This is a genomic window from Acinetobacter sp. YH12043 (assembly GCF_013419915.1).
In the GTDB taxonomy this organism is placed as follows: Bacteria; Pseudomonadota; Gammaproteobacteria; order Pseudomonadales; family Moraxellaceae; genus Acinetobacter.
Window position 1 is genome coordinate 59,975 of the sequence record NZ_VOZD01000016.1, and the last position, 13,386, is coordinate 73,360.

A 13,386-nucleotide genomic window follows, 5' to 3' on the forward strand; every position below is an offset into this window, starting at 1 on the left:
TTATGATGATTTTGACTGATAAAAAGCCACGTGTGAATGTTGAAGGGATTTTAACTTCGGAAGAAATCCACGAAATTGAACATCACATTGGGCATTACCCTTACCCACGTGCAGCGTGTCTTGATGCGCTGAAGTGTGTACAACGCCGTAATGGCTGGGTAGACGATGCTCAAATGAATGCCATCGCGCAAATGCTCAGCATGAGCCTTGCCGATTTGGAAGGGGTTGCAACGTTCTATAACCGTATTTACCGTCAGCCAGTGGGTCGTCACGTAATTTTACTGTGTGACTCAATTGCATGTTTCTTGATGGGTGCGGAGACTTTAGCAGAAGCATTCCAGCGTGAATTGGGTATCCAGTTCGGCCAAACCACAGCGGATGGCCGTTTTACCTTGCTTCCAATTTGCTGCCTAGGTAACTGTGACAAAGGTCCAACCCTCATGATTGATGAAGACACTCACGGTCTCGTGGAAGTAACATCAATTAAACAGTTATTGGAGAAGTATGTATGAATACCGAACCAAAACCAATTTATGGCGACGGTAACCCGGAAACGCATCCACTGACTTGGCGTCTAAGCAAACAGGCGAATGTCCGTCACGTTGATGACTACGAAGCGCTTGAAGGCTATGCAGGCTTTAAAAAAGCCCTGTCTATGACACCGAAAGAAGTGCTGGAAGTGGTAAAAGCTGCAACCGTAAAAGGTCGTGGTGGTGCAGGCTTCCCGGCAGGGATCAAATGGTCGCTGATGGCGCCAAATGACAATTCAGGTCCACGTTACCTGATTTGTAATGCCGATGAGATGGAACCAGGTACTTTCAAAGATCGCCTGTTGATGGAAGATCTTCCTCACCAGCTGATCGAAGGTATGCTGATTGCAGCTTATACCCTTGAAGCAACTCAAGGTTATATCTTCATCCGTGGTGAATACATCGAAGCGGCGAAGTACCTGAACGAAGCACTTGAGCAGGTTCGTGCCAAAGGTTACCTGGGTGAAAACATCCTGGATTCTGGCTGGAGCTTCGAGTTACACGTGCATACCGGTGCGGGTCGTTATATCTGTGGTGAAGAAACTGCATTGATTAACTCGCTTGAAGGTCGCCGTGCAAACCCGCGTACCAAACCGCCATTCCCGCAGGTTGCAGGTGCTTGGGGTCGTCCTACAATCGTGAACAACGTAGAGACCTACAACAACTTGCCAGCAATCATGTTGCGTGGTCCAGAATGGTACATCGGTCTGTCTGCAGGTAAATCGAAAGATCCTGGCACAAAAATTTATGGTGCTTCAGGTAAGGTGAAATTCCCGGGTCTATGGGAACTACCATTCGGTACCACTGCACGTGAAGTGATTGAAGAACATGCTGGTGGTATGCGTGACGGCTTGAAGCTGAAAGCATGGTTACCCGGTGGTGCATCAACTGACTTCCTGGCTGCTGAGCATATCGATCTTCCGATGGATGCGGAAAGCATCATGAAAGCAGGTTCACGTTTAGGTACCTGTCTATTGATGGTGGTTGATGAAACCCAATGTATGGTTTCAGCGACTCGTAACCTCGAAGAATTCTTTGCGCGTGAATCATGTGGATGGTGTACACCTTGCCGTGATGGCTTACCTTGGGCGGTGAAAGCGCTTAAAGCACTTGAAGATGGTACTGGCAAGAAAGAAGATATCGATCACTTACAAGAACTGACTCGTAAGCTTTGGATTGGTAAAACTTTCTGTGCTCACGCACCAGGTGCTATGGAACCGTTAATGGGCGCACTCAAACATTTCCGTGGCGAATTTGAAGCGAAAGTCGTAAATGCTGCCGCTCAAACCCGCAACGTAGAACAAGCTTAAGGAATTCGACTATGGCTACAATTCATGTCGATGGAAAATCGTATGAAGTCAACGGCTCGGAAAACTTGCTGCAAGCATGTTTGAGTCTTGGCATCGACATCCCATACTTTTGTTGGCATCCATCCTTAGGTTCTGTCGGTTCTTGCCGTCAATGTGCTGTGACTCAATACGCGAATCCAGAAGATACGCGTGGTCGTTTGGTCATGTCATGTATGACACCGGCTGCTGACAATACCTACATCTCGATTGAAGACAAAGAAGCAAAAGATTTCCGTGCTTCTGTTGTTGAATTCTTGATGACCAATCACCCGCACGACTGTCCAGTCTGTGAAGAGGGTGGCCACTGTCACCTGCAAGATATGACCGTGATGACACAACATGACCGTCGTCGTTACCGGTTCACCAAGCGTACGCATTACAACCAAGAACTTGGTTCGTTCATTGCGCACGAGATGAACCGTTGTATCGCATGTTACCGTTGTGTTCGTTATTACAAAGACTATGCGGGCGGTACGGATTTCGGCGTATATGCAAACGCTTCTCGCGTTTATTTCGGTCGTCCGGAATCAGGTACTTTGGAATCTGAATTCTCAGGTAACCTGACTGAAGTTTGTCCGACTGGTGTATTCACCGATAAGACTCACTCAGAACGCTATAACCGTAAATGGGACATGCAGTACGCACCAAGCGTATGTCATGGCTGTTCTTCAGGTTGTAACATCTCTCCAGGTGAGCGTTATGGTGAGCTTCGTCGCGTTGAAAACCGTTTCAACGGTGAAGTTAACCAATACTTCCTGTGCGATAAAGGCCGTTTCGGTACCGGTTATGTAAACCGTAAAGACCGTCCGCGTCAGCCACAGTTCCGTACTGGCACGAATGTAGAAACTGTTTCTGTTGATACAGCATTGGATACCGTAATTGCGAAAATCCAAGGCAAAAAAGTACTGGGGATCGGTTCACCACGTGCATCGCTTGAAGCTAACTTCGCACTACGTGAGTTAGTTGGTCAAGACAATTACTCAACCGGTATGGCTCAAAAAGAGCAAAATTTGGTTGAGCTGGCTGCATCGATCATGCAAACCGAAGGTGTTTATAACCCGAACATGCGTGAAATCGAAAGCTATGATGCGGTACTCATTCTGGGTGAAGATCTGACTCAAACTGCGCCACGTATGGCTTTATCTGTTCGCCAAGCTGCGAAAAATAAAGGCAAGGAAATGGCTGCAGAGCGCCGTACCCAAGAATGGCTGGCTGAACCTGTACAACGTATTGCCCAAGATGCGAAATCTCCGATTTACATTCTGGCTGCAACACAAACACGTTTGTCTGACGTTGCGGAAGGTGAAGTGGTTGCTTCTCCAAATGACATCGCACGTTTAGGCTTCGCGATTGCTGCGGGTGTGAAAGGTGAAGTCATCACTGGTCTTGATGACGATGCGAAAGCATTTGCACAAACCATTGCAGATACGCTGAAAGCTGCCAAGAAACCACTGATCATCTCTGGTACAAGTCTACAAGACGCAACCATCATGGAAGCTGCTGCACAAGTAGCACAAAACCTGGGTAATGCGGGCTTGACCTTGACTGTTCCTGAAGTGAACTCAATGGGGCTGGCAATCTTCGGTGGTCAAAGCCTTGAGCAAGCATTTGCACAAGACTATGACACTGTCCTAATTGTAGAAAACGATCTTTACCGTCGTTTACCAGCGGCTCAGGTTGATGCTGCGCTTGCAGGCAAACAGGTGATCGTATTGGATCACTCTGAAACTGCGACTGTGAAGAAAGCGAACATCGTATTGTCTGCTGCCTCATTTGCTGAAGGTGATGGTACTGTCGTTTCTCAAGAAGGCCGTGCACAACGTTTCTATCAAGTGTATGACCCTAACTACTACAACCCGGAACTGGCAATCAAAGAATCTTGGCGCTGGTTACACGCACTGGAAACAGGCGTACAAGGCAAAGCGATTTCTTGGACTTTGCTGGATGACGTGATCGAGTCAGTGGCAAAAAACATTCCAGCGCTGGAAGGCATTCTGGATGTTGCACCTGATGCGGGCTTCCGTGTACATGGTCTGAAAGTGGCACGTGAACCACGTCGTTACTCAGGCCGTACTTCGATGCGTGCGCCATTGTCTGTCCACGAGCCGAAACAGCCAACCGATATCGATTCTGCATTAACATTCTCTATGGAAGGTTATGTGGGTAATGAAACACCATCTCCACTGATTCCATTTGCCTGGTCTGCAGGCTGGAACTCACCACAAGCCTGGAACAAATACCAGGATGAAGTGGGCGGTCACTTAAAAGGCGGTGATTCAGGCGTTCGTTTATTCGACCGTTTACCAAAACGTCCAGCGCGTAGCTTCGTTGCACCAGCACCTGTGCTTGTAAATGCTGAAAGCTTCCGTCTGGTACCAATGCATCACATTTTTGCATCTGGTGAGTTCACGATCAAAACTCCGGCAATGGAATCACGTATTCCTGACGCAGTATTTGCAGTGGGCGAACAGGATGCTACACGCTTGAACCTGCAAGACGGTCAGAAGATCACTGTGAAAGCAGGCGAGACTTCAATTGTTCTTCCTGTACAAGTGATTGAATACTTACCAACAGGTTATATTGGCTACCCAATTGGTCTTGCACCAACGGTATCTCTTGCAGAGCCTGTTTCAGTCGCGGTAGGAGCGTAATTCATGGAACAAGAATTAATCCGTCAAACGCCGCTGTGGGCTGAAAACTGGCCAATCGCCTATTCAGTACTTCAAGCGATCGTGATCTTACTGGTTGTAGTACTGATCGCTGCGTTGATGTCTTTTATTGAACGTCGTTTACTCGGCTTGTGGCAAGACCGTTACGGTCCGAACCGTGTAGGTCCGGGCGGTATGTTCCAGATTGTTGCCGACATGCTGAAAATCATGTTCAAGGAAGACTGGACACCAAAATTTGCCGATAAATTGACTTTCCGTATGGCTCCAGCAGTTGCGATGGCAACTGCGGTGCTGTCGTTCATGGTTATTCCTGTGTCACCTTATCTAGGTGTTGCAGACATGAGTATCGGTCTGTTGTTCTTCATGGCAATGGCAGGTATTGCGGTATATGCAGTACTATTTGGTGGTTGGTCTTCTAACAACAAATACGCATTGCTTGGTGGTCTACGTTCAGCAGCGCAAACTATTTCTTATGAAGTGTTCCTGGGTATTTCACTGATGGGTGTAGTGGCAATTGCCGGTTCATTCAACATGCGTGAAATCGTAGAAGCACAGAAAGATGTCTGGTTTATCATTCCTCAGTTCTTAGGCTTCCTAATCTTCGTGGTTGCAGGTGTTGCGGTAACTCACCGTCACCCATTTGACCAACCAGAAGCGGAACAGGAACTGGCGGAAGGTTACCACGTAGAATATGGCGGTATGAAATGGGGTATGTTCTTCGTTGCGGAATACGTGAACGTAGTACTGATCTCTGCATTGATCGTAACCCTGTTCTTCGGTGGCTGGTTAGCACCATTTGGTCTTGATTTCCTTCCACCCGCATTCTGGTTCATTATTAAAACAGCATTCTTCGTAATGATGTTTGTATTGGCGCGTGGTTCTTTAATGCGTCCACGTTATGACCAGGTGATGAACTTTGGTTGGAAAATTTGCTTGCCATTGGCGTTGGTTAACCTTTTGGTGACTGGTGCTGTGATTCTGTTGAATCAGGCCTAAGACAGCAGGGAGAACAAAATGTTTAAATTTCTAGCTGGATTCGGGTCAATCGTTCGTACGTTGTTCATGGTCTTTACCCATGCAACGCGCAAACGTGACACCATTTTATATCCGGAAGTGCCAGCCGAAGAAATCGTGCCACCACGTTTCCGTGGTCGTATCGTGTTAACGCGTGACCCAGATGGCGAAGAGCGTTGTGTGGCATGTAACCTGTGTGCGGTTGCATGTCCGGTAGGCTGTATTTCACTCCAAAAAGCAGAACGTGAAGATGGTCGTTGGTATCCGGAATTTTTCCGTATCAACTTCTCTCGCTGTATTTTCTGCGGTATGTGTGAAGAAGCATGTCCTACGACTGCGATTCAAATGACACCAGATTTCGAATTGGGCGAATATGTTCGTCAAGACTTAGTCTACGAAAAAGAGCACTTGCTGATTTCTGGTCCTGGTAAATATCCTGACTATAACTTCTACCGTGTCACCGGTATGGCAGTTGCTGGTAAGGACAAAGGTCAGGCACAGCGTGAAAGTGCGCCTGTTGATGTACGGAGTCTATTACCATGATGTGGCCATTTTATTTAATGGCCCTTGTGGCCATCGTCTCTACGGTTCGTGTGGTGACTAACACGAACCCGGTACATGCTTTATTAAGCCTGATCGTTTCACTCCTTGCTGTAGCAGGGCTGTTCCTGATCGTGGGTGCACCATTTGCGGGTGCGCTTGAAGTCATCGTTTATGCTGGCGCGATCATGGTGTTATTCGTGTTCGTGGTAATGATGCTGAACCTGGGCGAACAGACTGTCGCTCAGGAACGCAAATGGTTGACTTCATCAGCGTGGGCTTATCCGGCATTGATGAGCTTCCTGATTGGTCTGATCCTGGTTTGGGTACTTAAATCAGATTACGTGCAGCCTTCAATGGTCATGGGCACAGAAATGGTCGGTCCTAAAGCGGTAGGTCAATCACTCTTTACGCAATACTTATTGTTGGTAGAAGTTGCCGCGATGTTATTGCTTGCATCACTTGTTGCAGCATTCCATTTGGGTAAACGTGAACCAGGTGCAGAAGAGGAACAACAATAATGGGCAACATCCCTTTAGAGCATGGTTTGATCGTTGCATCCATTCTTTTTGCACTGGGTTTTTACGGTGTAATGGTGCGACGCAACCTGCTATTCATTTTAATGAGCCTTGAAATCATGATGAATGCTGCTGCTTTGGCATTCGTCCTGGCGGGCAGTGCATGGGCACAGCCTGATGGTCAAATCATGTTTATTCTGATTCTGACCCTTGCTGCGGCAGAGGCGTGTATCGGTCTTGCGATCGTCCTTCAGTTCTATCATCGCTTCCATCATCTGGATGTGGATGCTGCTAGTGAGATGCGCGGATGAGTTATTTATATCTAACAATTTTATTCCCGCTCATTGGCTTCGTCCTTTTAGCGGCAGGGCGTCATAAGCTTCCTGAAACAGTTGCAGCCATTATTGGTGTAGGGGCTGTGGGGTTATCGGCATTGTTCGCACTCATTGCGGGTATGGACTTTGTCAACAATGGTTCTACCGCGGTGGTGCAACCTCTTTGGACCTGGTTCAATGTCGGTGGTTTTGCACCGGGCATCAGCCTGCACCTAGACGGTTTGTCTCTGTTGATGCTGGGCATGGTGACAGGCGTTGGTTTCCTGATCCATATCTTTGCATCATGGTACATGCGCGGTGAACAAGACTTCGCACGTTTCTTCTCTTATTTCAACCTGTTCGTTGCAAGCATGTTATTGCTGGTACTGGGTGACAACCTGGCGTTGTTATTCCTGGGTTGGGAAGGTGTAGGTCTGTGTTCTTATCTGCTGATTGGTTATTACTACCAAAATCCTGCAAACGGTGTGGCAGCGATCAAGGCATTTACCGTTACCCGTATTGGTGACGTATTCCTGCTGATTGCCATGTTCTTGCTGTTCCAGCAATTCGGTACGCTAAATACTCAGTACATCGTAGAAAATGCTGCGGCTGTGATGACTCAAAGCTCATCATTGACCATCTGGACTGCTTTAATGCTGTTCTTGGGTGCTGCTGGTAAATCTGCACAGATTCCACTGCAAACCTGGTTGGCAGATGCGATGGCAGGTCCGACTCCTGTTTCTGCATTGATCCACGCTGCAACAATGGTAACAGCAGGTGTTTACCTGTGCTGCCGTCTGTTCACAGTATTTGAACTTGCACCTGAAGTGATGATGTTCATCTCAATTACTGGTGCGGTGACATTACTGGTAGCTGGTTTTGCTGCATTGGTACAAACAGACATCAAACGTATTCTGGCTTACTCAACTATGAGTCAGTTGGGCTATATGTTTATGGCTGTAGGTGCTGAAGCATACCAGGCGGGTCTGTTCCACATGCTGACTCACGCATTCTTCAAGGCATTATTATTCTTGTCTTCTGGTGCGGTGATTCTGGCTTACCACCACGAACAAAACATCTTCAAGATGGGCGGTCTGTTCTACAAGAACAAATTCCTGTTTGCATGTTTCGCCATTGGTGGCGGTGCATTGGCTGCAATTCCATTCATCACTGTGGGCTTCTTCTCAAAAGATGCAATCCTGGGTGCGGTATGGGTACAAGGCCAATCAATTGCGGTTTACAGCACACTTTACTGGGTGGGTGTAATCGGTGCGTTCCTGACTTCGATCTATACATTCCGTCTGATCTGGGTGGTATTCTTCGGTAAAGAAAACACACCTTACCACGCAATCAAGGGTGTAACTTACTGGGGTCCATTGGCAATTCTTGCAGTACTTTCAACTTTCGTTGGTGCAGCATTAAAAGCACCTGTGGAAAGCATTTTAAATGCAGCTAAACTTCCTGCATTTGAAATTCCGGAAGCGCTTGAACATGGCATGCATACTGCAGAATACACAGCAGTAGGTATTGCACTGATAGGTCTTGCAATTGGCGTAGTGCTGTTTGCTTTTGCTTACAACGCTGTGAAATCTTTTGCGAAAACTTCTCTGGGTGCGGGCCTTGCCAACATCTGCCGTAATGCACTTGGTTTCGACAAGCTGTATGACATCGTTTTTGTGAAGCCTTATTTGTTCTTCGCGAAACTGTTCGGCCGTGATCCGATTGATGGCTTCTGGCTGGTGCTGCCTGCACTGGTTAAAGGTGGTCATAGCTTTACCAGTTCACGTCAAACAGGTTCACTGCGTGAATATGCATCTAGTATGGGGCTCGGTGTCGTTGTCCTACTGATGATCTTGCTCGTGATTCAGGTAGTGGGGAAATAAAATGGAAGCTCCAAACAATATTATTTTGCCGGCTCTGATCCTCATTCCGTTCATTGCAGGTTTTATTTGCTGGTTGGTCGATAAACTCGACCAACACCTTCCGCGTTATATCGCGCTGATTGGTATGTTAGTAACGCTGGTCTTGACCATCGTCCTTTGGCAGTCGGGTACTTATAACTATGAACTTGGCGGTGCGGCTCCTACGTGGGCAGCCGAGTTCAAATTACCTTGGATTCAAACCCTGGGCATTAACATTCACCTTGCGGTGGATGGTTTATCTTTACTGATGGTTGGCTTGACTGCACTCCTTGGTGTACTGGCAGTAGGCTGTTCGTGGGGTGAGATTCAGAAAAACGTGGGTTTCTTCCACTTGAACCTTTTATGGTCTCTGGGTGGTGTAATCGGTGTATTCCTGGCGATTGACCTGTTCCTGTTCTTCTTCTTCTGGGAGATGATGCTGGTGCCGATCTACTTCCTGATCGCACTTTGGGGTCATAAAGGGGCAGAAGGCAAGTCACGTGTATATGCTGCAACCAAGTTCTTCATTTACACACAGGTAGCTGGTTTAGTCATGCTGATTGGTATCCTTGGTCTGGTGACTGTAGGCTACACCATGACTGGTCAAATCCGTTTCGACTACAACTACCTGATGGGTGTAGCGAACATGCTGGATACACAAGCACCAGCAGTTGCTTATGCATTCATGATCTGTCTATTTATCGGTTTTGCGGTAAAACTTCCAGTTTTCCCATTACACGGCTGGTTACCAGATGCGCATGCACAAGCACCAACAGCGGGTTCTGTTGACCTTGCAGGTATCTTGATTAAGACAGCTGCTTATGGTCTGATCCGTTTCGTGATTCCATTCTTCCCGGCGGCTTCTGCACAGTTTGCAGACATCGCGATCATTTTCGGTTTAATCGGTATCTTCTACGGTGCTTGGTGTGCTTTCCAGCAAACCGATATGAAACGTTTATTGGCGTATACGTCTATTTCACACATGGGCTTCGTTTTACTTGCAATTTATGCAGGTAACATCCTGACCTTCCAAGGTCTGATGATCATGATGCTGGCTCACGGTCTGTCATCTGCAGCGCTGTTCATTATGTGTGGTCAGGTGTACGAACGTGTTCATACACGTGATATGCGTTTGATGGGTGGTATTCGTGGTCAGTTCCCATACCTTGCATTCTTCCTGATGTTCTTCATCGCGGCGCTTGTCGGTATTCCAGGTCTAGGTAACTTCATTGGTGAGTTCCTGATCCTGATGGGTTCATTCGGTAAATTCCCTGCATTCACAATCCTCGCTGCAATCAGCCTGGTATTTGCGGGTCTGTACGGTTTGATTCTGATCCATAAAGCGTTGTTTGGTGTTCCAAACGAAGAGCAAAAACAGCACTACACAAATCCGTTAAAAGATTTAAATGCACGTGAAGTGGTAATTTTGCTGATCTGTGCATTTGGTCTAGCATGGCTTGGTCTATACCCACAAAGCTTCCTTGACGTTTCTAACTCAAGCATGGCGTGGTTAGCGAATAGCTACATTCCTGTGTCTGAAGCAGCTGATGCTGTGCAGCAAGCTGCCGTTTCAGCTGAAAATGTGGAGATCCAATAAGCCATGAACTTCACAATGTCTTTTTCTGAGCTTATGCCTCTAGCACCTGTGATGATCGTGTCATTGACTGCGATCGTCGTGATGTTGCTTACTGCAATTAAGCGTAACCATAACTTAGTTGCGACTACGACAGTCATTGGTCTAAACCTGGCGGCGTTGTACATTCTGTTCGTTCTGTTAGCGGGTCAATTTGCACCTGCCAATGTAATGAATCTGTTCCTCGTAGATCCGTTTACGATGCTGTATCAGTTTGTGATTATTGTGGCTGCACTGGCGTGCAGTACCTTGTCACATGCTTATATTGAAACCTATAAAGATAATCGTGAAGAACTATACATCCTGATGCTGACCTCCGTTGCCGGTGCGATGCTGATGGTGGCAAGTTCTCACTATGCATCTTTCTTCATTAGCCTTGAGCTCATGTCGATCCCTGTATACGGCTTATTGGCGTATACACATCAGCGTTCTCAATCGCTTGAAGCAGGTGTGAAATATCTGGTGCTTTCAGCAACTGCATCTGCAATGTTGTTGATGGGTATGGCATATGTTTATGCATATACAGGTTCTCTAAGCTTTGTCGCTGAACCAGGCAAACTGTTAACTGCATTCAGTCAACCTGCTGTAGTAATTGGTCTGGCACTGATCGTATTCGCTGTGGGCTTTAAACTGTCACTGGCTCCATTCCACAAATGGACACCAGACGTATACGCAGGTGCTCCAGCACCAGTTGCAACTTTCCTTGCAACTGTGTCTAAAGTGGCAATGCTGGGTCTGTTCGTACGTTATGTATTGTCTTCTGGCTTAATCCTGTCAGATAGCTTCGTAACTATCATCAGCGTGATTGCAGTACTTTCCATCATTGTAGGTAACTTGCTTGCAGTGAAACAGGTGAACTTGAAACGTATCTTGGCATACTCTTCAATTGCTCACTTCGGTTATGTACTGGTTGCGATCGTATCTGCACGTAATACTGACTTTTTACAGGTTCAAGGTTTCGCGACTTTTGAAAGTGTAAACGTCTATATCATCACGTATGTATTGACTACGATTGGTGCTTTCGGTGTGGTAACGCTGATGTCTAGTCCGTATAACAATACAGATGAAGCAGGTAGCCTGGCGGAGTACCGCGGTCTGTTCTGGCGCCGTCCAGTATTGACTGCTGTATTAACTGTGATGATGCTGTCTCTAGCAGGTATTCCATTAACAGCGGGCTTCATCGGTAAGTTCCTGGTAGTGAAAACTGCGGTAGCAGGTGAGTCTTGGTTCCTTGCTGCGATGGTCATCCTGGGTTCAGGTATTGGTCTGTACTACTACCTGCGTGTGATGGTTGTCATGTATATGACTCCACCAGAAACACCACGTCTTGATGCTGTAAATCACTGGGGACAAAAAGTCGGCGGTATCATGGTATTGCTTGTCGCATTACTGGTACTGGTGATCGGTGTTTATCCAGATCCGATCATTGCGCTGTCTCGCTATGCATTCTTCGCAATGTCGCCTGAATTACAACAGTTTATTTTCACTTTGGTTCAAAGTGGTTTTAACTAATTCAGCGCAAGTTTGAAGTTATTACAAAAAAGCCTCCACGATTGGGGGCTTTTTTAGTTAAACAAATCCGGAAAAGTCTTTATAATAGCGGAAATTTATCTTTAACCTTCTAGGTGTTCTCCCGTGGCAATCCATGAAATCCGTCATCCATTAATTCGACATAAACTCGGTTTACTGCGTCGTGCTGACATTAGTACCAAGAACTTCCGTGAGCTAGCTCAGGAAGTGACTATGCTTTTGACTTATGAAGCGACCAAGGATCTTCCTGTCGTTGAGCATGAGATTGACGGCTGGAACGGACCGGTAACTGTAGACCGTATTGCAGGTAAGAAAATTACTGTTGTGCCAATTCTACGTGCGGGCATTGGTATGCTGGATGGTTTCCTGAATCTGATTCCAAGTGCCAAAGTCTCTGTACTGGGTCTGGAACGTGATGAAGAAACCCTACAGGCACGTACTTACTATAAAAAACTGGTTCCAGACGTACAAAACCGTCTTGCGATGATCATTGATCCAATGCTGGCGACTGGTTCTTCTCTGGTTGCTGCGATTGACGTATTGAAAGCCAGCGGCTGTAAAGATATTCGTGTGATGGTATTGGTCGCAGCCCCTGAAGGCATTAAACGTGTTGAAGAAGCTCATCCAGATGTGGTGATTTTCACTGCGGCGATTGACCATGGCTTGAATGAAAATGGTTACATCGTTCCAGGTTTGGGCGATGCGGGTGACAAGATTTTTGGTTCAGTTCAAAAAGACTAATATTTTTGAAAATGAACAGAAAAGGGGCTTTTACAGCCTCTTTTTTATATACTGAATACTGACAGATACAGAGAAGGGGACGTTTATGACTTCCGAGCAATACCAAGGAAAAGTAAAACAGTACAATCCAGAAAAAGGATTTGGTTTTATTTCTTCACCTGAAGGTGAGGTATTTTTTCATATCTCGGATTTCCCCGCCGATTCAGGTGAACCGAAGCGCAATGACCGGGTAAAATTCAATGTGGTCCAGAATGGGGATCGCTATAAAGCCATTAAAATTGAACGTGTAGAAGATAAATCGAAGAAAGCCAAAAAAGCCAAAGCGGTAGCAGTCAATACTTCGATTACATCAGCACTATTGTCGAATTTAAAGCGTTAATTTTTGCTTGGAAAAAGATACAAAAGGAGGCTCTAGAGCATTGCTGTCCCACAATTTTTCACAAGAGGAAGCTCAAATGAGCTTCCTCTTGTTTTATGGGTATTTTATCGGGTGAAAATAAAGCTTTTAAAGTTCTTCAGGTTTCAAACAAATTCACTTGAATTATTCTGAGTAAACGTTGAACTGTCCAACCTGTTTTTCCTAAATGTTGAGCGAAACTCACCAATAAATAGGCGATCATCGCAATCCAGATTTGTGTCTGAATTGC

The 13,386-nt window shown here is 46.4% G+C and carries 12 protein-coding genes and 1 pseudogene; 12 read left to right on the plus strand and 1 reads right to left on the minus strand.

Annotated elements, in window-relative coordinates:
• The first annotated feature begins 2 nt into the window (after positions 1 to 2).
• The 12 genes from nuoE (at position 3) to FTU01_RS09470 (ending at position 13,118) form a co-directional block, all read left to right on the plus strand.
• Positions 3 to 512: an NADH-quinone oxidoreductase subunit NuoE gene (gene nuoE, locus FTU01_RS09415; RefSeq protein WP_004785086.1), complete on the plus strand. Its 510-nt coding sequence runs from the start codon at positions 3 to 5 to the stop codon at positions 510 to 512.
• Positions 509 to 1,840, plus strand: coding sequence for an NADH-quinone oxidoreductase subunit NuoF (gene nuoF, locus FTU01_RS09420; protein WP_180131502.1), 1,332 nt, complete (start codon positions 509 to 511; stop codon positions 1,838 to 1,840). Before nuoE ends, nuoF begins: the two co-directional genes overlap by 4 nt.
• An 11-nt stretch (positions 1,841 to 1,851) precedes the next feature.
• Positions 1,852 to 4,530, plus strand: a complete 2,679-nt coding sequence (gene nuoG, locus FTU01_RS09425; RefSeq protein ID WP_180105233.1) for an NADH-quinone oxidoreductase subunit NuoG — start codon at positions 1,852 to 1,854, stop codon at positions 4,528 to 4,530.
• 3 nt (positions 4,531 to 4,533) lie between these two features.
• Positions 4,534 to 5,544, plus strand: coding sequence for an NADH-quinone oxidoreductase subunit NuoH (nuoH, locus tag FTU01_RS09430; protein ID WP_004785081.1), 1,011 nt, complete (start codon positions 4,534 to 4,536; stop codon positions 5,542 to 5,544).
• An 18-nt stretch (positions 5,545 to 5,562) separates the two neighbouring features.
• Entirely contained in the window at positions 5,563 to 6,105 is a 543-nt protein-coding gene (gene nuoI, locus FTU01_RS09435; protein WP_004785079.1) for an NADH-quinone oxidoreductase subunit NuoI, read from the plus strand.
• A complete protein-coding gene (nuoJ, locus tag FTU01_RS09440) occupies positions 6,105 to 6,623 on the plus strand; it encodes an NADH-quinone oxidoreductase subunit J (RefSeq protein ID WP_171056685.1) in 519 nt (172 codons plus the stop codon). The genes nuoI and nuoJ overlap by 1 nt, the downstream gene beginning before the upstream one ends.
• A complete protein-coding gene (nuoK, locus tag FTU01_RS09445) occupies positions 6,623 to 6,931 on the plus strand; it encodes an NADH-quinone oxidoreductase subunit NuoK (protein ID WP_004280769.1) in 309 nt (102 codons plus the stop codon). The genes nuoJ and nuoK overlap by 1 nt, the downstream gene beginning before the upstream one ends.
• Positions 6,928 to 8,817, plus strand: a complete 1,890-nt coding sequence (nuoL, locus tag FTU01_RS09450) for an NADH-quinone oxidoreductase subunit L (RefSeq protein WP_180138875.1) — start codon at positions 6,928 to 6,930, stop codon at positions 8,815 to 8,817. Before nuoK ends, nuoL begins: the two co-directional genes overlap by 4 nt.
• 1 nt (position 8,818) lies before the next feature.
• A complete protein-coding gene (gene nuoM / locus FTU01_RS09455) occupies positions 8,819 to 10,432 on the plus strand; it encodes an NADH-quinone oxidoreductase subunit M (RefSeq protein ID WP_004785072.1) in 1,614 nt (537 codons plus the stop codon).
• A gap of 3 nt (positions 10,433 to 10,435) precedes the next feature.
• Positions 10,436 to 11,980 (plus strand): NADH-quinone oxidoreductase subunit NuoN, encoded by a 1,545-nt coding sequence (nuoN, locus tag FTU01_RS09460; RefSeq protein WP_004785070.1) that lies wholly within the window; start codon positions 10,436 to 10,438, stop codon positions 11,978 to 11,980.
• Positions 11,981 to 12,103: 123 nt separating this feature from the next.
• A complete protein-coding gene (gene upp, locus FTU01_RS09465) occupies positions 12,104 to 12,739 on the plus strand; it encodes a uracil phosphoribosyltransferase (protein ID WP_004785068.1) in 636 nt (211 codons plus the stop codon).
• Between the two features lie 85 nt (positions 12,740 to 12,824).
• Positions 12,825 to 13,118, plus strand: coding sequence for a cold shock domain-containing protein (locus tag FTU01_RS09470; protein ID WP_004785065.1), 294 nt, complete (start codon positions 12,825 to 12,827; stop codon positions 13,116 to 13,118).
• Positions 13,119 to 13,257: 139 nt separating this feature from the next.
• Here FTU01_RS09470 and FTU01_RS09475 read toward each other — a convergent pair.
• Positions 13,258 to 13,386 (minus strand): annotated as a pseudogene (locus FTU01_RS09475) (IS4 family transposase); the annotation flags it as partial.

Excerpts from the sequence above, each read along its gene's own strand:
- nuoF (WP_180131502.1), top strand. The coding sequence starts at position 509 with ATGAATACCGAACCAAAACCAATTTATGGCGACGGTAACCCGGAAACG.
- nuoE (WP_004785086.1), top strand. The coding sequence starts at position 3 with ATGATGATTTTGACTGATAAAAAGCCACGTGTGAATGTTGAAGGGATT.
- nuoG (WP_180105233.1), top strand. The coding sequence starts at position 1,852 with ATGGCTACAATTCATGTCGATGGAAAATCGTATGAAGTCAACGGCTCG.
- nuoH (WP_004785081.1), top strand. The coding sequence starts at position 4,534 with ATGGAACAAGAATTAATCCGTCAAACGCCGCTGTGGGCTGAAAACTGG.
- nuoL (WP_180138875.1), top strand. The coding sequence starts at position 6,928 with ATGAGTTATTTATATCTAACAATTTTATTCCCGCTCATTGGCTTCGTC.
- FTU01_RS09470 (WP_004785065.1), top strand. The coding sequence starts at position 12,825 with ATGACTTCCGAGCAATACCAAGGAAAAGTAAAACAGTACAATCCAGAA.
- nuoK (WP_004280769.1), top strand. The coding sequence starts at position 6,623 with ATGGGCAACATCCCTTTAGAGCATGGTTTGATCGTTGCATCCATTCTT.
- nuoJ (WP_171056685.1), top strand. The coding sequence starts at position 6,105 with ATGTGGCCATTTTATTTAATGGCCCTTGTGGCCATCGTCTCTACGGTT.
- nuoM (WP_004785072.1), top strand. The coding sequence starts at position 8,819 with ATGGAAGCTCCAAACAATATTATTTTGCCGGCTCTGATCCTCATTCCG.
- nuoN (WP_004785070.1), top strand. The coding sequence starts at position 10,436 with ATGAACTTCACAATGTCTTTTTCTGAGCTTATGCCTCTAGCACCTGTG.
- nuoI (WP_004785079.1), top strand. The coding sequence starts at position 5,563 with ATGTTTAAATTTCTAGCTGGATTCGGGTCAATCGTTCGTACGTTGTTC.